18 protein-coding genes are annotated in these 22,511 nt (G+C 59.9%); 9 read left to right on the top strand and 9 right to left on the bottom strand.

Going from position 1 to position 22,511, the window contains the following annotated elements:
- Positions 1 to 25: 25 nt before the first annotated feature.
- The gene (locus VOI22_RS02150) at positions 26 to 1,243 is read right to left on the bottom strand and encodes a sigma-54-dependent transcriptional regulator (RefSeq protein WP_323794950.1); all 1,218 of its coding nucleotides are present in this window, start codon (positions 1,241 to 1,243) and stop codon (positions 26 to 28) included.
- Positions 1,240 to 2,958 (bottom strand): sensor histidine kinase, encoded by a 1,719-nt coding sequence (locus tag VOI22_RS02145; protein ID WP_323794949.1) that lies wholly within the window; start codon positions 2,956 to 2,958, stop codon positions 1,240 to 1,242. Before VOI22_RS02145 ends, VOI22_RS02150 begins: the two co-directional genes overlap by 4 nt.
- Before the next feature lie 228 nt (positions 2,959 to 3,186).
- On the opposite strand from VOI22_RS02145, the gene VOI22_RS02140 reads away from it, so the two are divergent.
- The 3 genes from VOI22_RS02140 to VOI22_RS02130 all read left to right on the top strand — a co-directional run bounded on the left by VOI22_RS02140 (position 3,187) and on the right by VOI22_RS02130 (position 6,326).
- The gene (locus VOI22_RS02140; protein WP_323794948.1) at positions 3,187 to 4,182 is read left to right on the top strand and encodes a DctP family TRAP transporter solute-binding subunit; all 996 of its coding nucleotides are present in this window, start codon (positions 3,187 to 3,189) and stop codon (positions 4,180 to 4,182) included.
- A gap of 89 nt (positions 4,183 to 4,271) precedes the next feature.
- Positions 4,272 to 4,946, top strand: coding sequence for a TRAP transporter small permease (locus VOI22_RS02135; RefSeq protein ID WP_323794947.1), 675 nt, complete (start codon positions 4,272 to 4,274; stop codon positions 4,944 to 4,946).
- A 3-nt stretch (positions 4,947 to 4,949) separates the two neighbouring features.
- Complete coding sequence (locus tag VOI22_RS02130) at positions 4,950 to 6,326, top strand: TRAP transporter large permease (protein WP_323794946.1); 1,377 nt, start codon at positions 4,950 to 4,952, stop codon at positions 6,324 to 6,326.
- A gap of 59 nt (positions 6,327 to 6,385) precedes the next feature.
- On the opposite strand, the gene pseB is transcribed toward VOI22_RS02130, so the two are convergent.
- The 5 genes from pseB to VOI22_RS02105 form a co-directional block, all read right to left on the bottom strand.
- Complete coding sequence (pseB, locus tag VOI22_RS02125; protein WP_323794945.1) at positions 6,386 to 7,414, bottom strand: UDP-N-acetylglucosamine 4,6-dehydratase (inverting); 1,029 nt, start codon at positions 7,412 to 7,414, stop codon at positions 6,386 to 6,388.
- A gap of 85 nt (positions 7,415 to 7,499) precedes the next feature.
- Entirely contained in the window at positions 7,500 to 8,711 is a 1,212-nt protein-coding gene (gene pseC / locus VOI22_RS02120) for a UDP-4-amino-4,6-dideoxy-N-acetyl-beta-L-altrosamine transaminase (RefSeq protein WP_323794944.1), read from the bottom strand.
- 4 nt (positions 8,712 to 8,715) lie between these two features.
- Positions 8,716 to 10,053, bottom strand: a complete 1,338-nt coding sequence (locus VOI22_RS02115) for an HlyD family type I secretion periplasmic adaptor subunit (protein ID WP_323794943.1) — start codon at positions 10,051 to 10,053, stop codon at positions 8,716 to 8,718.
- Positions 10,054 to 10,095: 42 nt separating this feature from the next.
- Entirely contained in the window at positions 10,096 to 12,420 is a 2,325-nt protein-coding gene (locus VOI22_RS02110; RefSeq protein WP_323794942.1) for a type I secretion system permease/ATPase, read from the bottom strand.
- Between the two features lie 181 nt (positions 12,421 to 12,601).
- Positions 12,602 to 12,892 carry a hypothetical protein gene (locus VOI22_RS02105; protein WP_051284644.1) on the bottom strand — a complete coding sequence of 97 codons (291 nt, stop codon included), beginning with the start codon at positions 12,890 to 12,892 and terminating at the stop codon, positions 12,602 to 12,604.
- Between the two features lie 163 nt (positions 12,893 to 13,055).
- On the opposite strand from VOI22_RS02105, the gene VOI22_RS02100 reads away from it, so the two are divergent.
- The 5 genes from VOI22_RS02100 to VOI22_RS02080 all read left to right on the top strand — a co-directional run bounded on the left by VOI22_RS02100 (position 13,056) and on the right by VOI22_RS02080 (position 19,441).
- On the top strand, positions 13,056 to 13,874 hold the full coding sequence (locus VOI22_RS02100) for a sulfotransferase (protein WP_323794941.1): 819 nt from the start codon (positions 13,056 to 13,058) through the stop codon (positions 13,872 to 13,874).
- Positions 13,875 to 13,997: 123 nt separating this feature from the next.
- Positions 13,998 to 17,519 (top strand): glycosyltransferase, encoded by a 3,522-nt coding sequence (locus VOI22_RS02095; RefSeq protein WP_323794940.1) that lies wholly within the window; start codon positions 13,998 to 14,000, stop codon positions 17,517 to 17,519.
- A 114-nt stretch (positions 17,520 to 17,633) separates the two neighbouring features.
- Complete coding sequence (locus tag VOI22_RS02090) at positions 17,634 to 17,852, top strand: hypothetical protein (protein WP_323794939.1); 219 nt, start codon at positions 17,634 to 17,636, stop codon at positions 17,850 to 17,852.
- Between the two features lie 177 nt (positions 17,853 to 18,029).
- The gene (locus VOI22_RS02085; RefSeq protein WP_323794938.1) at positions 18,030 to 18,878 is read left to right on the top strand and encodes a GSCFA domain-containing protein; all 849 of its coding nucleotides are present in this window, start codon (positions 18,030 to 18,032) and stop codon (positions 18,876 to 18,878) included.
- Positions 18,879 to 19,111: 233 nt separating this feature from the next.
- A complete protein-coding gene (locus VOI22_RS02080) occupies positions 19,112 to 19,441 on the top strand; it encodes a hypothetical protein (RefSeq protein ID WP_323794937.1) in 330 nt (109 codons plus the stop codon).
- A 640-nt stretch (positions 19,442 to 20,081) separates the two neighbouring features.
- On the opposite strand, the gene gmk is transcribed toward VOI22_RS02080, so the two are convergent.
- On the bottom strand, positions 20,082 to 20,729 hold the full coding sequence (gene gmk / locus VOI22_RS02075) for a guanylate kinase (protein WP_323794936.1): 648 nt from the start codon (positions 20,727 to 20,729) through the stop codon (positions 20,082 to 20,084).
- 2 nt (positions 20,730 to 20,731) lie between these two features.
- Entirely contained in the window at positions 20,732 to 21,646 is a 915-nt protein-coding gene (locus VOI22_RS02070) for a YicC/YloC family endoribonuclease (protein ID WP_323794935.1), read from the bottom strand.
- Between the two features lie 83 nt (positions 21,647 to 21,729).
- On the opposite strand from VOI22_RS02070, the gene VOI22_RS02065 reads away from it, so the two are divergent.
- Entirely contained in the window at positions 21,730 to 22,497 is a 768-nt protein-coding gene (locus tag VOI22_RS02065) for an SDR family NAD(P)-dependent oxidoreductase (RefSeq protein WP_323794934.1), read from the top strand.
- Positions 22,498 to 22,511 lie beyond the last annotated feature (14 nt).

Raw genomic sequence — 22,511 nt, 5'->3', positions numbered from 1 at the left:
TAGATTAGAGGCGCCCTGCTTGCGCTCAGCTTCCCCGGAAATCCTTTGCGGACAGTCCGAAACGTGCCAGCCGGTCATAAAATGTGTTGCGCGGCACCCCAAGCACTCTCGCAGCTTCCGCCGCCTTTCCGTTGGTGCGCTTCAGCGTCTCCGTCAGAACCATCTTCTCGAACGCTTCCACCTGCTCCGCCAGCGTGCCCTGCCCGGCGCCGTCGCTTTGAACCGTTGCCCCCAGAGCGTAGGTCATCGCAAAACTGCGCAATTCCGGCAGGCTGCCCGGCCAAGGCCGGGTCATGATGTCCGTCAGGGTGGCTGTCGAAATCTCCGGCATGTCCGCGTCGAGACTCCGCACCGCCAGGCGCAGGAAATTTTCGAAAATCTCGGGCAGATCGTCCCGGCGCTCGTCAAGTGACGGAACCCGGATTTCCACCACCGTCGTGCCTTCCGCGCCCGGCTCCAGGTGCTCCAGCTCTGCCAGCGACGCGACGGACGATGATATGACGCGCAATTCCGGACAACGATGGATCAGTGCGCGCACATCCTCGACCTGTTCCGGTGTGGCGCATTCGACGCTTTTCAAAGACAAGTCTGCCGCGCCCGCGGGCAGGTTCAGGCGGCGCACGGAGCCTGCCGCTGCGTGCAGCAGGTTCAGCGTCAGAAACGCACGTGGCTCCGGCGAAAGAGCATTGATTGCAAAAGCTGCCTCTTTCTTGCCCGTCCCCTTTGGACCATGCAGATGAACGTGACAGTCGCTGGCGGCAACCCTGCGGAGCGCCGTGCGAAGTGCCGTCGAGACCGGTCCCGAGCCGGGGAAACTCCGGGCCGCCGCGTCGCTACGCTCAAGCGCGCGCTCGATCCGGCGGGATTTCAGCACAAGGTCTCTGTGCTCGATCGCCCGGAGCACGACATCGACCAGACGCTCCGTGCCGACCGGTTTTTCCAGGTATTCGTAGGCGCCCTCTTTCATTGCCCGCATGGCCGTCGGCACATCGCTGTGTCCCGTCAGCAGGATCACCGGCAATTCCGGGTCGGCCCCCTGCGCCGCCGACAGCACGGAGAAGCCATCCTGATGCGGCATCCGGATATCGGAGAGGATGACACCCGGAAAGTTCGCGCGAATGGTGCGTTTGGCCTGGACATAATTGCTCGCCGGGATCACAGAGAGGTCGGCCAACTCAAGCGTCTGCATCAGCGAGTTGCGAAGTGCATCGTCATCCTCGATCAGAAGCACCTGTCCGGTCATTGTACCGCCCTATCGATGAATGGAAGGCGAACGGTGAAGACAGCCCCGCCATTCGCACTGTTATGGCAGGAAAGCGTCCCACCGAAGCTGCGGACGATCCCATAGGAAATCGACAAGCCAAGGCCGAGCCCTTTCGAGGCACCCAATTCCTTTGTTGTGTAAAACGGCTCGAACACCCGGGACGGGTCGGAAATACCAGGGCCGGTATCGGCAAATTCCAGAACCGCTTCCCCCGCCTCGGTTTGCAGCGTCACATCGATCCGCTTCATGTCCGACGTTGCCATCGCATCCTGTGCATTGGTCAGGATATTGACCACGACCTGTTGCAGACGCACTTCGCCGCCCCTGATCAGCACCGGCTGCTCGGGCGAGGCCCAGGAAACAGCGATGGCGGCCTTGTCCAGTGTCGGCAGAGTGAGCCCGACTGCGTAGTCCACGGCCGCCCCCAAATCCACGGGTTCTCCACCCTCGCCCTCGTTCCGTGCGAAAGCACGCAGATTCCGAATGATCTTGTCGATCCGCTGCACTTGCCCCGCAATCTGGGTAAGGTTTTCACCGGCCTCATCGAGCCGGCTTCGATCCAGCAGCTTTCGTCCGTTCTCGGACAGATTCAGAATGGCAGCGAGCGGTTGATTGAGCTCGTGGCTAATGCCTGCCGACATTTCACCAAGAGCGCTCAATTTGGAGGCCTGGAGAAGTTGATCCTGTGCCGCTTTCAATTCCGCCGTCCGCCGTTCGACCCGTTCCTCGAGTCGTGCATTGACCGCTGCCTCGATTGCCAGCCGGTCTGCCATACGCCGTCGCCAAAGCGCCGCGATCAGCATGGCCAGCCCAAATGCACCCAACAGGGTCCCGGTCAGCAGCCCGCGCAGGATGGCGGCGGTCCGGGCCGGAGCGGTATCCAGAAAGCCGCGTGCCGTCATGTTCACCTGCGGCAGCTCCCTCGTCACGACAAGAGCCCGTTGCGGCAATTCGAAAACCTTGGCGAAAGACCACACCTCATGATCGCCTTCACGCTGCAACGTGCGATGAGGAAATGGTTCAAATCGAGGGTCACCATCACCCAGACTTTTGTCCTGGCGGCGCAACAGCGATTGTCTGGTAGAGGCGAACACGGTTTGCGATGCATCGAAGAAACAGATCGCCTCCGGATCGATTCCCCATTCGAATTCCAGTGCTGCTACATCGATGGTCACAAATATCACGCCTTTCGCAGGAGCAGCCCCATCAAGGACGCCCCGACTGAGCCGGATCATCCTGCGGCCGTCTTTGTCAAAAGCCGCTTCCAGACCGAGCCGCCCGTTCAGCGCAGCGCGCAACAGGGATGTATTAACCTCACCCTCGATACTGTCAGGCTCAGTCTCCGGAGACGAGGATGCAACCACGCGACCGTCCGTGTCGGTTATGCTGATCCGGTCGGCGCCATAGGTCAGAACCGAGTCGATCAGCAGATCGTCAGCGGCTTCCGGGTCAATTCCCCCGGCGACGCTATGGATGACCAGCGGGTGTCCGGCCAGCAGATTGATCAGGTAGGAATAACCGGAAAGCTGCCCCATCAGGCGATCGCTCGCCTGCTGCACACGGATACGGCCGGTCTCCTCCAGGCGGTCGAGCGTATCCAGATAGGCGTAGCGATAGACCAGCCAGCCCGCGAACAACGAGGCCAACGCATAGAGCGCGCAGAGCGTGACAGCGATCGCTTTGACCCGTGACATGGCATCCTGCCGGTTGATCGCATTCCCGACGCAGAAAACGGGTGCGAAATCTCGGGGAAACTTGTCCGAAAAACCGGACAAATCAATTTCACGCGCACTTTAGCAAAAGTTAGTGCACTGACTTTAAAGAAAAAAAAATTTAGAGGATTTGGCGATTGCCGTGTTGAAGCTGACAAATTCAGGTAACAGCCTATGCGGATTCAACCGCGTGTCTATCGGGAGGACACAATGAAGAAGTTTTTCGCTGCCGCTCTGGCGGCTGCCGCCCTTATTGCGCCTGGCGCCGCTTATGCCAATTGCGATGACGGCGAGGTTGTCATCAAATTCAGCCACGTCACCAACACCGACCGGCACCCGAAGGGTATCGCCGCATCGCTGCTGGAAAAGCGCGTGAACGAGGAAATGAACGGCAAGGCCTGCATGCAGGTTTTCCCGAACTCGACCCTCTATAACGACAACAAGGTCCTGGAAGCCATGCTCCAGGGTGACGTGCAGCTCGCCGCTCCGTCGCTGTCCAAGTTCGAGAAGTTCACCAAGAAATTTCGCCTGTTCGACCTGCCGTTCATGTTCAAGGACATCAACGCGGTTGAAGCCTATCAGGGCTCCGACGCCGGCAAGGGCCTGCTCGACAGCATGCAGCGTCGCGGCCTCCAGGGTCTCGCCTACTGGCACAACGGCATGAAGCAGATGTCCGCCAGCAAGCCGCTGCTGACGCCGTCCGACGCGAACGGCCTGAAGTTCCGCGTGCAGTCTTCCGAAGTGCTCGTCGCCCAGATGGAAGCAATCGGCGGCACCCCGCAGAAGATGGCCTTCTCCGAAGTCTATGGCGCCCTGCAGCAGGGTGTTGTCGACGGTCAGGAAAACACCTGGTCGAACATCTACGGCAAGAAGTTCTTCGAAGTGCAGGACGGCACCACCGAGACCAACCACGGCATCATCGATTACCTGCTGGTCACCTCCGTCGACTGGCTGGAAAGCCTGAAGCCGGACGTGCGTGACCAGTTCCTGAAGATCGTTGCCGAAGTGACCGCGGCCCGGAACCAGGAATCCACCGCCGTGAACGAGGCCGCCAAGCAGTCCGTGATCAAGGCCGGCGGGATCGTCCGCACACTGACCCCGGAGCAGCGTGCTGCCTGGGTTGAAGTGATGAAGCCGGTCTGGGCCAAGTTCGAAAAAGACGTCGGCGCCGACAACATCGCCGCCGCACAGGCTGCGAACAACTAGGCCTAACTCCAAGGCTGCAGCTCGGACTTTAGCCTTGTCGCGCGGTGCGGACCTCCCTCTGCACCGCGCTTATTTCTGGGGCGCCCGCAATGACGATGAAACCCCTTACCGACCGGGTTGAGGAAACTGCAACAGCGGTGATCCTCGGGTCGATGACCGTGATCACTTTCGCCAATGTGATCGCGCGCTATGTTTTTGATTCAGGCATTCTCTGGGCACTTGAAGTCACCGTCTTCCTGTTCGGCTGGCTCGTGCTTCTTGGCGCTGCCTATGCAGTCAAGATCCGAGCTCATCTGGGCGTCGACGTTATCACCGCGGGCCTCGCCTCGCCGAAACGCCGGATCCTGGCGCTGCTCGCCTGCGCCGTCTGCATTGTCTATGCCTTCCTGCTGCTGAAGGGATCCTGGGATTACTGGGCGAACTTTGCAAACCTGCCGGCCACGGACGGCCGCTGGTTCCCGCTCGGCTTCGAGGACAAGTTCCGCGACAAGGGCTGGTACGAGACAGAAGATACCCCGATGCCGGACATTTTCGGCTTCCGACCGCTCGACTGGTTGCAGGACGTCTTCAACGAGGGCGAGGCCTACGAGAAAATTCCCCGTCTCGTCCCCTACGCCATCCTGCCATTCGCGATGGCCTTGCTGCTTATCCGCTTTGTCATGGCCGGTATCGCCATCTGGCGCGGCCGGATGGAAGGGCTGATTGCCAGCCACGAAGTCGAGGACGCAGTCGAAGACGCCGCAAAAAAACTGAAGGATCTCTGATCCATGGAAGTCGCCCTTCTCTTCCTCGCCATTATCGTGCTGCTGCTGATCGGGGTCCCCATCGCGGTCGCGCTTGGCCTGTCATCCATCCTGTTCCTGCTGGCCTTCTCTGACTCGTCCCTGGCCTCCATCGCGCAAACCCTGTTCAGCGCTTTCGAGGGGCATTACACCCTGCTGGCAATTCCGTTCTTCATCCTCGCCTCCTCCTTCATGTCGACAGGCGGGGTGGCGAAACGGATCATCCGGTTCTCCATCGCCTGCGTCGGACACTTCCCCGGTGGCCTTGCCATTGCCGGTGTTTTCGCCTGCATGATGTTTGCCGCTCTCTCCGGCTCCTCGCCCGCGACCGTGGTTGCCATCGGCACCATCGTGATCGCCGGCATGCGCCAGGTCGGCTACACCAAGGAATTTGCCGCTGGTGTGATCTGCAATGCCGGCACGCTCGGCATCCTGATTCCGCCTTCCATCGTCATGGTGGTCTATGCCGCCGCCGTGGAAGTCTCGGTCGGCCGCATGTTCCTTGCCGGTGTCATTCCCGGCCTCCTGGCTGGCCTGTCGCTTATGGCGGCGATCTACATCATGGCGAAATGGAAGAACCTGCCAAAAGGCGAATGGGCCGGGTGGAGCGAGATCTATGCCAGCGCCAAGGACGCCTCCTGGGGGCTCCTGCTGATCGTCATCATCATGGGCGGCATCTATGGCGGCGTATTCACGCCGACCGAGGCTGCAGCCGTGGCCGCCGTCTATGCCTGGATCATCGCCACCTTCGTTTATCGGGACATGGGCCCGCTGGCGACCGACGGCGAAGCCCGGAACGTCTCCCTGTTCCGCCAGCCCAGCGCGTTGCTGACGGCTCTCTATCATCCGGACACACGTAAGACCCTGTTCGATGCCGGCAAGCTCACCATTACCCTGCTATTCGTCATCGCCAACGCGCTGATCCTGAAGCACGTCCTCACCGACGAGCAGGTGCCGCAACAGATCACAGAGACCATGCTGGCCTACGGCTTCGGGCCGGTGATGTTCCTGGTCGCGGTAAACGTGATCCTGCTGATCGGCGGTCAGTTCATGGAGCCGTCGGGCCTGCTGGTGATCGTGGCGCCGCTGGTTTTCCCGATCGCCATGGAACTTGGCATCGACCCGATCCATCTCGGCATCATCATGGTGGTGAACATGGAGATCGGCATGATCACACCGCCGGTCGGGCTCAACCTGTTCGTCACCTCAGGTGTCGCCGGGATGCCGATGATGGCCGTGGTGAAGGCTGCCCTGCCATTCCTGGCAGTTCTCTTCGCCTTCCTGATTGTCGTGACTTACGTGCCGTGGATCTCGACCGTGCTGCCCAATGCGGTCATGGGGCCGGAGATCGTCACGAACTAGAATCTAGCGGGCCGTACCGAGGAAGGGCGCGGCCCGCAGGATGATCAGTCCCTGAATGATCAGATCGACGACATCATCTTGTTGAGTTCGTCGCCGCTCAGCCAATCCGTATTAGTATCGCTTGCATAGCGGAATTCGGCGGGCACCATCTTGTACCCCTCCGCCAGATAGTCATCCAGCACCCGGTCGCTCTGGGCAGGAAGGATGACGTACCGATCTTCCAACTCTACGGTCGTGCGGGAATCGTCTTCCGAGATCATCACCTCGTGCAGCTTCTCGCCCGGCCGGATGCCGACATTGCGGAGCGGCAGGCCTGGAGCCATGGCCTTCGCCACGTCTGTAATCTTCATGCTCGGGATCTTTGGCACGAAAATCTCGCGGCCCTTCATCATCTCCATGCTAGAAAGCACGAAGTTCACGCCCTGCTGCAAGGTGATCCAGAACCGCGTCATGCGCTCGTCAGTGATCGGCAGATCCGGAGATTGCTCGTCGATCAACTTGCGGAAGAACGGGATCACACTGCCGCGGGAGCCGATCACGTTACCGTAGCGAACCACAGAGAACCTGCAGCCGTCCGCACCCGAGATGTTGTTCGCGGCAACGAAGATCTTGTCCGAGGCAAGCTTGGTTGCGCCATACAGATTGATCGGGTTCGCCGCCTTGTCCGTCGACAATGCGATCACCTTCTTCACCCCGGTGCGGAGCGCGGCCTTCACAATGTTTTCGGCGCCATAGATGTTGGTCTGGACGCATTCGAACGGATTGTACTCGGCGGCCGGCACATGCTTCATCGCTGCGGCATGGACAACATAATCAACGCCGCGCATGGCCAGCTCCAGCCGGTCCACATCCCTTACATCGCCGATGAAATAGCGGATTGGTTTGCCGGGGACCGATGGATATTCCTGGCCCATATCGTAATGCTTCTGCTCGTCCCGTGAGAACACGATGCAGCGGCGCATTTCCGAGGAAGCCAAAGCAGTGCGCACGAATTCCTTGCCGAAGGAGCCTGTGCCGCCGGTGACCAATACCGTTTTGCCATTAAGATCGATGTGATCGGTATCAAACGAGAATGGTTGATAGCTCATGCGGTCCGGAGCCTCCTCCTAAGACGTTATAATCGTTTTATTTTGCCCTGTTTCCCGCATATGCGGAAGAGACAGTTTCAATCCCCTATATCCCGAGCGCCTTAGTCAGCTCCTCAACCACCCGGTCAACATCGTCTTCGCTCATCGCCGGGAACAGCGGCAGGCTGAGACATCGGGCGTAATAGGCGTCCGCGCCGGGCAGGGATTTGGGCTGGTACCGGTTCGCGTAATAAGGCTGGCGGTGCACCGGAATATAATGCACCTGGGTGCCGATCCCGCGCTCCTTCAGGGCTGTCATAACCGCTGTCCGTGTGGTGTCCAGCGCCGCAAAATCGATCAGGGCCACGGCGAGGTGCCAGGCGGGACTGCAGCCTGGAGCGACCTTCTGCATCGCCACATGCGGGCCAAGAGCGTCCAGCAGCTCCTGATAGCGCGCCCGGAGCGCACTGCGCTTGGCGACGAAGCTGTCGAGTTTGCCCAGTTGGCTCAGGCCAAGAGCGGCATTGATGTCGGAAAGCCGGTAATTGTAGCCGGGCTCGTGCATCTCGTAATACCAGGGAGCCGGGACACCATCCTCGAATCCCATGCGCTTGTTCAAAAATTTCTCGGGTTCCCGCACGAGGCCGTGGTTCCTGCTCCGCCGCAGCGTCTCCGCGAAACGGTCGCTGTTGGTTGTCAGCAAGCCGCCCTCACCCGTTGCGATGGTCTTCACCGGGTGGGTCGAGAACATCGTGATACCGCCGTGCGGGCAGGACCCGACGGGCGTCATACTGCCGCCGATCTCGTATTCGGCGCCGATTGCATGACAGGCATCCTCAACCAGCACCAGTTCAGGGAACTCCGCTGCCAGTTCATCCACATTGACCGTATGCCCAGTCAGATGCACCGGGAAGATCGCCTTGACCGTTCCCTTCGACATGCCGGCAATGGCCCGCTGCACATCCTCCAGGCGCATCACACCTGTTTCCGGATCCACATCGGCGAAAAGGACATCTGCTTTGACGTAACGGGCAGCATTGGCCGTGGCCAGGAAGGTCACGCTCGGGACCACGACGACGTCGCCGAAATCGAGGTCCAGTGCAATCGCCGCCATGTGCAGGCCCGCGGTTCCGCTGGAACAGGCAATCGCATGTTTCGCACCGACACGCTCGGCGAAGGCCGCCTCGTAGGCTTCCACCGCCGGACCGGTGGTCAGCCAGTCACCGCGCAGCACGTCGAGAACGGCCTGCTCGTCGGCCTCGTCGATCATTTGCCTGCCATAGGGAAGAAAGGAACGGGTATCGGATGCATCATTCATTGGATCAATTTTCCCTCAATCCCAGCTCGAAACTGCGCACCAGCGGGGCAAGCAGATATTCGAGCAAAGTCTGATCGCCGGTCGAGATTATCACGGTTGCCGGCATCCCCTGCACAAGCTCCAGTTTCGGCTGTTTCGCGAGACTTTCCAGATCAAGAACGACACGAGCCTCATAGAAGGGAGCCCCCTGCTCGGGCTGCACGATATCTGCGGAAATACTCACCAATTCGCCGTCGATCGGTTGCGTGGTGCGCTGACTGAAAGACGTCAGCCGGACACTGGCCACCGCACCGACTGTGACGACGTCAATATCGGTCGGATCGATCCGCGCCTTCACCACCAGCGTGTCACCCTGTGGCACAATGCCCATGAGCGGCTCGCCCGGAGCGACAACACCACCGACGGTATGGAACCGAAGGCCATAGACGCGTCCGTCCTGCGGTGCCCGGATACGGGTCCGGTCGAGCGCGTCCCGCGCACCTTTCAGACGGTCCTTCAGATCGATCATCTGATCCTGCACCTGGCGCAGGTTAGTCTCCACCTCGGTCTTGAAGCGCTCTTCTGTGTTCAGCAACTGGAACTCGGTCTCGGCAATGGTCTGCTCGGCCCGCGCGACCAGCGCCTTGCGGTTTCCGATACTGCCTTCCAGCTGTACCGCCGTGCGCTCGAGAGACAGCAGGCGCGGCTTGCGCTCCAGCCCTTTCTCATACAGCACACGGACATCCGCGATCTCTTCCTGGATCAACTCGTACTGCCGAGCATCCGCCCGCTGCTGCGCTCCCAGTGCCGTGATTTCTTCGCGGGTCTTCTGGATGCGGCGGCGAAGCAGCCCGAACTGGCTGTCACGGGCACTGATACGGGTCTCGAAAAGGCGCCTCTGACCGGCAATCACTTCGCCGACATCCACATCCGCCGACTGCGACAGGAGCTCGGACGGGAAATTCACCTCCGCAAGATCGTCCCGCTCGGCCACAAGCCGTGCCTTGCTGCCAAGGTGTGTAAGGAATTGTTTGTGGAGCAGCTCGTAATCAACCCGAACCCGCGTGTCGTCCAGCTTGATCAGAATGTCACCTTCGCGAACCAGGTCTCCGTCCCTGACATTGATCGCCTCAATGATCCCACCTTCGAGATGCTGAACGGTTTTCTGATTTGACGAAACCTGAAGCTGCCCCTGCGCAATCGCCCCACTACCAAGCGGCGCCAGAGACGCCCACAGTCCGAGACCACCGAAAAAGAACATCAAAATGAAGAAGCCCATCCACACAACAGGCCGCCAGGCTTTCGGGTTTTCAGCCTCCGAAAGCTCAGAACCATCGCTCAGTTCATCTTCGGCATTAGACATTAATGGTTCCTGACAAGGGGCTTGGCACCCCCTTCCGACGTTTTACTGCTTGGCACGGGGACGTCCCGAAATGGACTGTATGTCCGCGATATTGAGGGCCGCGACCGGCCGGGCATTCGCCGGCGGTGGCGGCGAGAGCGGGCGGGGGACTGACGGTTGTTCAACAGGTTTCGCGGCGCGCGGTTCCTGCGTATTCGCCGGTTTCGGCGCAGGGCGAGCAGGCCCGGCCGGCGGCGGCTGCAGGCGCACTGTCGCTTCCATTTTCGGCGGCCGTATCATTGGCGCTGAATCGTCAGATTCTTTGGGTGACGTCGGAGCGCCAGATCCGGCAGACGGTCGGGCCGCCAGAATTTCCATAGCTTGGGCCGACCCCTGACCGAGTTGCGGCCGAACGCCATGGCCTGTACCCGGCTGCAGGGTCGGCGGCGTCGTCTTGCCGGAACGGGCCCGGCGTGCCGAGGGCAATTCGGGCACGCGCGGCGGTGGCGGTAAACTCGCTGCGGCGGGCACGCCGCGCAGTGCCGGCCCCGGTCCAGCCTGCGGCGGTGACGGCATGCGACGGCGCTCAACCTCCGGCGTCCCAGCTTCAGCCTTGGCCGGAGCCGGTTTTGCAGGAGCCGGCTGTGCAGTTGACGGATTGGCCCCACCCGACGACGGAGGGGGGCCAGAGGGAGAAGCCGATCCCATACCGGCACTCGCCAGCACCTCATCGCGGGAGCCGTATTTATTGATCATGCCATCCTGCAGAACCAGCAACTGATTCATGTTCGCCAAGGTCTGGACCCTATGCGTGATCATGATGACGGTGGCGCCGCGCTCCTTGAGGACATTAACCGCATTCGCAAGCGCTTCATCGCCTTTGGAATCCAGGTTCGAGTTCGGCTCATCCAGGACCACGAGAGACGGGTCGCCGTAAAGCGCCCGGGCAAGCGCAACACGCTGCCGCTGGCCGCCGGAGAGGATTGCACCGGCATTGCCGATATCGGTGTCATAGCCATTGGGCAGCTGCAGGATCAACTCGTGCAGACCGGCAAGTTTCGCCGCATCGATCACCTTCTCCGGATCCGGATCGGCATCGAGACGCGCGATATTCTCCGCGACGGATCCGCCGAACAGCTCGATATCCTGCGGCATGAAGCCGACATGCTTGCCGAGGCTCCCCGTATCCCAATTAAAGATATCGGAACCGTCTAGCCGGACATGCCCGACATGCGGCTTTTCGACCCCTACGATAAGACGCGCCAGCGTGGACTTTCCGGCAGCGGACGGACCAACGACGCCGAGCGCCTCACCCGGCTTGACCTCAAGGCTGATGCGCTGAAGGATCGGCCGTGGCGCACCGCGCGGCTGATATCCGACATTCTCCAGAACCAGATGCCCTTTCGGTGCCGGCAGTTCCATCCGGTGCATGCCGGACTGGGCATTGACCAGCGCCGTCTCGATACTCTTGTACGCCGCCAGCGCATCGACCAGCTGGCGAGCCTGACTGATTCCCATCTCAACCGGCTGCAACGCGCGCCCGAGGATCAGCGAACAGGCGATCATCATGCCCGGCGTCATGTCGACGGACGGATCGATGATCTGCAGGACGGCGACGGTCATGATGACCATCTGGATCAGCATCCGTGCGGACTTCGACATCGAACTGAGGATGGCGGCACGATCACTTGCCCGCCCTTGCAGGGTGAGAACCTTTTCGTTTTCCCGATGCCAGCGCGCCATGACGTTCCGGCGCATCCCCATACTCTCGACGACCGCCGCATTACGAACAGCGGATTCCGCTGCCGAATAGGCCTTGGAGGAGAACTCCTGTGCCGCATTGAGTGCCGGCCGCGTCATCCGGTCGTTAACGATGCCGAGCACCAGCATGACAACAGCGCCGCCTATTGCCGCCACCCCCATATGCGGATTGATAAAGAAAATAAGGGCCATGAAAACCGGCACCCACGGCAAATCCAGCATGGTGAGCATACCGGGTCCCGTGAGGAACATCCGGAGCGTTCCGAGCGAGCGCAACGGGTTACTGTTCGGCTGGCTGCCCCGATCGAGCGCATCGGTGATGATCGAGGAGAGCAGGATGGGGCCGATACGGCGGTCGATCCAGCCACTGATCCGTACGAAGGCGTAAGCGCGAATCGTATCAAGCGACGCCTGGATGCAGAGCGTGAACGCGGCAATACCAAGCAGCAGATAAAGCGTTGCCTCGCTGCGGCTTGCCAGCACCCGGTCGAACACCTGGAACATGAAGACCGGCAGGGTCAGCATCAGCATATTGACGGCGAAACTGAAAATGCCAGCCGACATCAAGGCCGTGTAGCAGGCTCGCATCAACCGATTTACGGTTACGGGCTGATCCGCCCCTGCCATTGAATCACCTCGGTATCGAATATCCAATCGAAGCCACGCAACTCAACTTGTGCGGCTTTTGCCTCGAAAACTATCAATACCATACATGATTCGCCGATGCGAAACATGAAGTTGAGCGTCTTGTTTATTGATTTACCGTCAAAAAAGGCCTGCTGGAACGAAACCCTGCAGGCCTTGAGGATCAATCCTCGGTAAATTTCGCCAGGTCGATATCGCCGTGACGGAACGGAACCCAGTATTTGGTTTCCGGATTGTACTGCAGACCGTAGATATTGGTGCAGAACACCTTGGTCGGCGGGGTTACGCCCTCGCCTTCGGTCCTCGCGGCGTCAACCAGTTCAGCCGGCTTGAAGTAGGTTTCCCAGGCAGCCGACACGTCAGAGCGCTCTTGCTCGGAAAGATCATTCACCTGCATGGCGAGATCCCAAGTCTGCTCAAGGTCGTTCCAAAGGTCGTCGAGATACTTGCCCATCGATCGAAAATCCACAATTTCGTGTGCGGTTTGGCCTATTGGCCTTATATCGGATCGCTTTCCACAGGTGAAGGCGTAATTTACATCTTGGCTAAGAGCTTGGCCTTGCCCTATCTAGGCACCTCACAATCAACCGACAGCCCTTGAAGGGGCCGGAGCAAGTGTGCTCGACAAGATTATCGACAGGTTTTTCGTTCGCCAGGACACGAGTGCGCCCCTGCTGATCGGCGCCACAGGCGGGTCCGGAACCCGGGCCCTGCATGGCGCACTGGCGGAGGCCGGCTTTTTCGTCGGCACCCGGCTCAATCATGCCGGCGACGCGATGGATTTCGAGCCTTTCCTGGACGAGATCATCAATCCGGTTCTGCGGGAAACCCGTTCTCTCGATTACGCGCTAGACCAGTTGTCCGACGGAACACGCACAGCAGCGAAACGCGGTTTCAAGGTGGCCCTGAAGACATACACCGCCGAGTTGCCACAAAAGGCCGGGCATTGGGGCTGGAAGAATCCCCGCAGCATGTACATCCTCCCGATTATTGCCGCGGCCTGCCCGGGCATGAGCTTCCTGCATCTGGTGCGCGACGGGCGCGACATGGCGCTGAGCGACAACCAGAATCAGCCCAACAAACATTATGAAGCCCTGTTCGGCGAGGCCTATGGCGACGCCACTCCGGAATTTGCCATCAAGCTCTGGGCGCGCGCCAACAGTCAGGTAGCGGATTGGGGCGAGCGGGAACTCGGCAGCCGCTATATGCGCATCCGATTCGAAGACCTTTGTGCCGCGCCCGGAAAGGTTCTCGCCGGTGCCTTGATCAATGGCGGCATCGAGCCTGCCCTCGCCGGGCGCGTCGGCGCCGGAGCCGATTCGGTGATCCGGACACCCTCTTCCGTCGGCCGATGGCGCAGCCTGCCGGAAGACGAAGCGCGTGCCCTGACGGAGAAGGCCACCGACGCATTGGAAAGATTCGGTTACCTATCCTGAGCCGAACTGTCCTGTGTCGCGCCGGACCGGGCCGGGCAACATCGCCGAACCACACCGTTTGTGATATCCAAACGACCGACCAAGCGAACCGCGAACGAAGTTCACCCGACGAGTCCCAGATCCATGGCATCCAAACCCAAGACCTCAAGCAAACCGACAGCAGTCGTTATTCTCGGCATGCACCGGAGCGGCACGTCAGCACTGACCCGTGTCTGCAACATCCTCGGGGTCAACCTGAGCGACAATCTGCTGCCGCCGGCCGAGGGCAATAACGAGACCGGGTTCTGGGAGCATCTGGGCGCCGTCGTGACCAACGAGGAATTGCTGGTCGCGTTCGACATGTTCTGGGACGACCCGCGCGCCCTGCCGGACGGCTGGACGGAGACGGAGGCGGCGCAGGCCGCGCGCGAGAAGATCCTCGCCTTCCTGAAGACCGATTTCGGCACGGCGCCGCTCTGGGGCATCAAGGACCCGCGCATGTGCCGACTGATGCCGCTCTGGGATCCGGTCATCGAAGAGCTGGGCGCCGAACCCGCCTACATCATCATGCAGCGGCATCCGCTCGAGGTCGTCCGCTCCCTGCACCAGCGCGACGGTCTTTCGAACGGCCGCGGCATGGTGCTCTGGCTCCGGCATGTGATCGAGGCGGAGCGGGCAACACGGGGCAAGCGCCGCGCCTTCGTCAGCTACGATGCCCTGATGCAGGATTGGCAGCCGGCGGTCGAAGGCCTTGCCGAACAGCTCGGTCTGCCGCTCGACAAGGTCACCGACGAGTCCCGCGCCGAGATCGAGAAATTCATCCGCCCCGGCCTGCGCCATTTCGCCTTTCACGATACCGAGCTTTACGGCTCCGCCACGCTCGCCCGCTGGACCGGCCGCGTCTTCGCCGCCTGCCGCGCGCTGGAACAGGACCCGCAGGACCCAGCGGCCCTTGCCGATATCGACATGGTGGCGCGCGACCTCGATCAGGCGGGCAGCTATTTCGACGATATCGTCGCCGAAGGGGCGCCGCGCGAGAAAAAGCAGCGCGCGGAGATCGTCGACCTGCACCGCAAGCTGGCCGAGCGGGAAGCCTGGGCGACGGAACAGCTCAGCCGCGTCGAGGAACGCGAAACACGCCTGATCGAGCGTGACGCCCGGCTGGTGCAGCGCGACGCCCAGATCGCCAGCCTGTCGAGAGAACTCGATGCCGGGCTGGAGGCGCAGCGGCAAACCATCAGCGAATTGCGGATCGAGAATTCCCGGCTGCATCGGGAAATCCAGTTCATCGCCCGGACCTGGTCCTGGCGCCTGACACGGCCGTTCCGCGGCCTGTCCCGCATCGCGCTCCGGAGCCTCGGTGCGGTCCGCGTCATGACCCACGACATGACGGTCAGTGGCCCGGTCAACGCGGAGCCGCTCGGCGACAACAAGTTCCGGGCCCTGAAACCCAATCCCCAGCTGGTGCTGGCCTCTCCCTGGCGGTTCTTCCCGCGGGGCTGGGTCGAGATCACCTACGAGATCGAGGCGAACCGCATCGCCGCGCCGTTCCTGTTCGCGGATACCGGACAGGGCTTCGAGGAAGCGAACCGGTTTCGCCTGCCGCCGACCCGCAACGGCTTCGGCCGGGCCATCGTCCGGCTGCCGAACCACGTCTTCTCCCTGCGCCTCGATCCGGTGCATTTCGTCGGCCCGTTCAAGATCAAGTCGTTCCGCATCCGCGAGGTCAGCCGCATCGGACTCGGCCTCACCGTGCTCGCCCGCCGGCTGCGCCAGATCGCCAGCGACCGCGACACCCGCAAGCGGGTTTTCGAGCGCCTCTGCGAAGTGGTGCGCAAGCGGGACGGGACGGCCCTCTGGCAGGGCCTCGCCCGGGAGGCGACAAACCCGCTGGCCAGCTACACCCACTGGTACGAGACCTATGCCCAGCTCGGCCCGGACGACATCACCGCGATCAGGCGCCATATCAAGGCACTCTCGCACCAGCCGCTGATCTCGATCGTGATGCCGACCTACAACACGCCACCGGCCCTGCTGGAAGCGGCGGTCAAATCCGTCCGCGATCAGCTTTACGAGAACTGGGAGCTGTGCATCGCCGACGATGCCTCGACCTCGGAGGAGACGAAAGCCACCCTCGCCCGGCTCGCCGCCGAGGACGACCGGATCAAGGTGACCTGGCGCGAGAAGAACGGCCATATCTCCGCCGCCTCCAACAGTGCCCTCGAACTGGCGACCGGCGACTATATCGCCCTGCTCGATCATGACGACGAGCTGACGGTGCACGCGCTCTACATGATGGCGGTCGAGATCAACGAGCATCCGGACGCGGACATCCTCTATTCGGACGAGGACAAGATCGACGGGAACGGCGACTATTTCGCACCCTATTTCAAGACCGACTGGGCCCCGGACATGTTCCTCGGCCAGAACCTGATCAACCATCTCGGAGTCTATCGCCGGGCGCTGGTCGAGAAGGTCGGCGGCTTCCGGCTGGGCTACGAAGGCAGCCAGGATTACGATCTGGCGCTGCGGATCATCGAACAGACCGAACCGGAGAATATCCGGCACATCCCGCACGTGCTCTATCACTGGCGCGCGGCCGAAGGCTCGACCGCGCTGGCCGAGGACGAGAAGACCTATACCGGCGATGCATCGCTCCGGGCCATCCAGGATCATCTCGACCGCTGCGCCATCAAAGGCAAGGTGGTGCAGGGCCGCGACGTTTACAGCCAGCGGGTGATCTACGACCTGCCCGAGACCCTGCCGAAAGTCAGCCTGATCATCCCGACCCGCAACCGGGTCGAGCTGCTGCGGGACGCGGTCGAGGGCATCCGCTCGAAGAACGATTACACGAACTGGGAAATCATCGTCGTCGACAATGGCAGCGACGAGGACGAGACCCTCGACTATTTCCGCGAGATCGAAAAAGACGCGCGCATCCGGGTGCACCGGGATGACGGCGCGTTCAACTATTCCCGCTTGAACAACGACGCGGCGCGGCTGGCTACCGGTGAGATCATCGGCCTGGTCAACAACGATATCGAGCCGATCAACGAGGACTGGCTGTCCGAGATGGTCCGCCAGGTGACCCAGCCGGGCGTCGGCGCGGTCGGGGCCAAGCTCTATTACGACAACGACACCCTGCAGCATGGCGGCGTGATCGTCGGACTCGGCGGCGTTGCCGGGCATTTCGACAAGCGGCTGGACCGGGAAAGCCGGGGCTATTTCGGCCGCGCCATGCTGGTTCAGAACTTCTCCGCCGTGACCGCCGCCTGCCTGCTGGTACCGCGCGCGATCTTCGAGGAGGTCGGCGGGCTGGACGAACAGAAGCTGGCCGTCGCCTTCAACGACGTCGATTTCTGCCTGAAGATCCGCCATGCGGGCTACCGCATCGTCTGGACCCCCTATGCCGAACTGTACCATTACGAGTCGGTCAGCCGGGGCGACGACGAGGCGCCGGAGAAGAAAGCCCGCTTCAACCGCGAGGCGGAAGTCATGCGGGAACGCTGGGCGACCGACTGCGAGCACGACCCGTTTTACAACCCGAACCTGACCCTCGACTTCGAACGCCCGGTCCTGGCCGACCCGCCACGCACGACACGGCCGTGGAACGCGTTTTACGATCTTGAGGATCTGGAGAACGAGGTCAGCAGTGGGGCGGCCTGAGGGCGCTCATGCTTGAGATCGGCCGGGGCGCCGGGATCTTCAAGATCATCAAACCCGGCCTGCCGCCGAGAGATCCCTGATCACGGTTTGGGATGACGATTGTGCAATTAAAGTGTGTGTCCCCAAAATTCCCGTGGCGAGGATACCGATCCGGACAAGCGGGCCCGCTTCAATGCGGAATCCGAATATATGCAGGAGCGATGGGCCAAGGTCTGCGAACACGACCCGTTCTACAACCCGAACCTGACCCTCGACTTCGAGCAACCGTCACCGGCAGACCCGCCGCGCGCACTGCGCCCGTGGAACGACTATATCGAGATGGAAGACGACTGAGCTAGAGGCGCTTCCACGCTACGAAGCGGCAGAAATCTGTCAGATAGAGAGTGGGAAACGCACGCCCATTCTTGACTTGTCATGGGTTTGAAATCGAGATAGCAAAGAATTACGATGGGCTATATTAAGTAATGTGCCTCTTTGATTTTGCGAAATTAGATTCAAAGAAGAAATATAATGCTTCCTAGGCCACATAAGTACCCACAAAACATAGACGATTTTTCAAATTTTCCTAAATTCATAAGAACAGCATTTTCTGATTACGCTGAAAAATCAGAAAAAATCATAAGAAAAGATTCGAAAATATTAGCGCAAGGGTCTTGCTTTGCAGGAAATATAATTGAATCACTAATAAAATTAGGCCTCACTAATTGTGATCACTTTGATATATCAGAAAATTTTAACAATACATTTGCTAACAAAGCCATTATCGATTTACTTACGCAAGAAACAATAACAGATAAAAATCGAGAATGGATATCAAAAATACTACGAAAAAATTCATTCGAAGAAGCTAAACATAAAATTCAAAATGCCGAAATCATTATACTCACTTTTGGTGTATCTATTGTATTAATAAACCCAGAAACAGGGGAGATTCAAAACAAACCGGGGAAAAATTCAAATGGAATAATGACAACTGTTTCAGAAAACGCTAAAAATATCGAAAGCATCATAAATAAAATAAAAAAAATAAATACTAATTGCAAAATATTTATCACACTTTCCCCAATCCCCCTTCATGCGACATTTTTAAAGAAAAATGTTTTTGTTGATGATTTTCTTTCGAAATCGACGATACGGCTCGCGATTGAAGAAGCGAAAAACAAATTTCAAAATGATGTTATTTATTGGCCGTCGTTCGAAATAGTAAGATGGTCAAACATTCACTTTCCCCCAAGCTTCGGAGGACCGAACAAATACATGTCATGGCCCGGACACCCAAGACATCCAAACCCCAGCATAATATCAGAAACGATGAAGTTTTTCCTTGATGTTTACGGAGACGTCACCACTTCTTCTTAAAATTTAAATTATCAGTACAATATATAAAATTAAGTCAAAGGGACGTGAACTACCGAATATTAAGGGGACACACGACTTAATTCCGTCCCCTCCGCCTCATGACACCGGCATGGCACGTTCGGAAAAAAGGTGTGTGTGTCCCCTTAATTGGAGGTGCACACGCGCACGTCTTTGATTTTTGGCAGAGCCAAATTTAGCAAAACCGGGACAACAGGATCTCATCGAATTAAGTCGTGTGTCCCCTTAATTCCGATTTCTGCCTGAAGATCCGCCATGCGGGCTACCGCATCATCTGGACCCCCTATGCCGAACTGTACCATTACGAGTCGGTCAGCCGGGGCGACGACGAGGCGCCGGAGAAGAAAGCCCGCTTCAACCGCGAGGCGGAAGTCATGCGCGAACGCTGGGCGACCGACTGCGAGCACGACCCGTTCTACAACCCGAACCTGACCCTCGACTTCGAACGCCCGGTCCTGGCCGACCCGCCACGCACGACACGGCCGTGGAACGCGTTTTACGATCCTGAGGATCTGGAGAACGAGGTCAGCAGCGGGGCGGCCTGAGGGCGTTTACGCGGGAGCTTCAGCCGTCTGCCCGGCAGCCGACGGTATCCTCCGGGGAAGATCGCCAGCCATACTCTCCGGCCGGCAGAAAAGACGTCATCCCGGCCAGGGAGCCGGGATCTTCATGATCACCAAGCCCGGCCTGCCGCCGGGAGATCCCGGATCGGGGTCCGGGATGACGATTGGGGCACTAAAGAATATGCCTCCTCAATTCCACAGATGAAAAGAAATGACGGTCATAACTACTAATTGGCCCATCCAATAAAATTTTTTGTAAGAATTTATTTCCTCAACTGTCGCACCTTTATTTTTATACTTCCTCTCCAACATTCTATAAGAATAAATATTTACCTTATTAGGAAAAAATATAACTGATAGAAACATAATAACGAACAATACATGAAGTATTGACTTACCGCTCGAATGTAAAATGAAATCCATAATATTGCTGAATACATCAACCATCTTCCCGCCCCCATTCGCTCGCATAGCTCAGCCGGGCTGCAGTATATATTCCAGCACCCGTCTCTCTCCCGTCAGCAGGTCCGCCGTTGCAGACAGCCACGGCACCAGACGGACGTCATCGCTGTTCACCTGCAGTTGAACGCGGACCGTTGCGATCTATGAACGAAGGTGCGGCCTAACGCCCTTCCCTCAACAACTTCACGAAATCCGTCAGCCCAAGCCGCCGGTCGCGTTTCAGGCGTTCGGCGGTGAGGATAGCGCGGACTGCCTCGACGCTTTCGTCGAGATCGCGGTTGACGATGATGTAATCGTATTCACGGTAATGGCTGATTTCGTCCGCAGCCTTTGACATGCGCTGAGCGACAACCTCGGCACTGTCCTGCGCGCGGCCCATCAGGCGGCGTTCCAACTCGTGGGTCGAGGGCGGCAGGATGAAGACGCTGACAAGATCGTCACGGGCGGCGTCGGCGACCTGCTGGGTGCCCTGCCAGTCTATATCGAACAGCACGTCCTTGCCGCCGCTCAGAACATCGTCCACCGGGCCGCGCGGCGTGCCGTAGTAATTGTCGAAGACCTTGGCGTATTCCAGGAACTCGCCCCGGTTGATCATCAACTGGAACTCGGTCTGGTCGATGAAGTGGTAATCGACGCCGTCGACCTCCCCCGGCCGCCGGGGCCGTGTAGTGGCCGAGACGGACATGGTCAGTTCGTCCTCGGTTTCGAGAAGGCGGCGGGAAATCGAGGTCTTGCCGGCACCGGACGGGGAAGACAGCACCAGCATCAGGCCACGGCGCTGCATATCGGGATAAAATTCGTCAGACATGCTCATTCGACGTTTTGAACCTGCTCGCGGAACTGCTCGACCGTCGATTTCAGCTCAAGGCCGATATTGGTGAGCGCAAGGGAAGCCGCCTTGGAGCAGATCGTGTTGCTCTCCCGGTTCAGCTCCTGACAGATGAAATCGAGCTTCCGGCCGATCACGCCACCGGCGCTCACCAGGTCCCGGCAGGCCGCGACATGGGCGTCCAGACGGTCGACTTCCTCGCGGATATCCGCCTTGGTCGCCAGCAGTGCCAGCTCCTGGCCCAGCCGCTCTTCGGAGACAGGTGGTGATTGTTCGAGGATCTCGGCGATCTGCTGCTTCATCCGCTCACGCTGCTGGCCTGGCTGCAGGTCCGCCGTATCCTTGGCCGCCTTGGAGAGCCCTGCGAGCGTGTCGAGATGGGCCGTCAGCATTGTGCCAAGATGGACGCCCTCCTCACCGCGCATTTCCGACAGAGGCTTCAGCACCGTTTCGAGTCCGGCCAAAAGCGCCGCGATCAGCGCTTCCTTATGCGCCGGGTCCTGCGCCGGCTCTTCCTCCGTCTCCAGAATGCCGCGTACGGACAACAGGCTGTCGAGACGCGGGGGGGACGGATAGATCTTGCCCTCGGCCTCAAGCGTGGTCTGGAGGTCGAGGATCTGCTCGATCAGCTCCCGGTTCACCGTCAGCGCCTTGGACGTTGTCTGTCGGGAGAGCATCAGGGACACCGAAAGCGAGCCGCGACCGAGTTTTGTGCCGATCAGTTTGCGCGCCGGTATCTCCAGCGCGTCGAAGCCGCCGGGCAGGCGGAAGCGGATATCGAGGCCCTTGCCGTTGACCGATTTGACCTCCCAGCTCCACTGCCATTGCGCGGCGCCGTCTCCAGCGTCATGGGTTCCCTCGACACGGGCATAACCCGTCATGCTGTTGATCGCCACTCGCACCACCAGATCTTTGCTATAGGTTCAGGGGGCGCACTATATCCGCGCCCCGTTACGGCAACAAGACGCGGAGCAGCCAGATGCGTGCGCCCAGATCAATTCTCATCACCGGCGCTTCCAGCGGATTAGGCGCCGCGCTCGCCGAAGCCTATGCGTCGCCGGGCAAGACCCTGTTTCTCGGCGGGCGGGATACGGCCCGGCTGGAAGCGGTCGCGAGGATCGCGACAGCAAAAGGCGCGGAGGTCCACACCGAGACGATCGACGTGACCGAGCGGACGCATATGGAGATCTGGATCGCTTCCGCAAACAGGATCGCGCCGCTCGACCTTGTCATTGCCAATGCGGGGATCTCCGCCGGAACCGGTGATGGCGGACCCGAGCCGGCGGATCAGGTGCGCCGGGTCTATGCGGTCAATGTCGATGGTCTGATGAACACCGTCCTGCCCGCCCTGCCACTGATGCAGGAGCGCGGCCAGGGGCAGATCGGAATCGTCAGCTCCCTCGCCGGGTTCCGGGGTTTTCCCGGGGCGCCGGCCTATTGCGGCAGCAAGGCGGCGGTGAAGGTATTTGGCGAAGGACTTCGGCCCACCGCCGCCCGCAGCGGGATCGAAGTGTCGGTTATCTGCCCTGGTTATGTCCGCTCGCCTATGACGGATGTGAACGATTTCCCGATGCCGTTCCTGATGGAGGCGGACGACGCGGCGGAGAGAATCCGGCGCGGGCTGGAACGGAACAAGGCGCGGATTGCCTTTCCCTGGCCGATGTACGCTGTCGTGCAGCTTCTTCAGATCATCCCGCCATCCTGGATCGACGGGTTGATGGGGCGCCTGCCGACCAAGTCGGGCTGAACCGAAAGCACGCC

Origin of the sequence: Nisaea sp. (assembly GCF_034670185.1) — a bacterium.
Taxonomy (GTDB): Bacteria; Pseudomonadota; Alphaproteobacteria; order Thalassobaculales; family Thalassobaculaceae; genus Nisaea.
The sequence above is the reverse complement of the archived record's forward strand: the minus strand, read 5'-3'. Positions and strand labels throughout refer to the sequence as shown.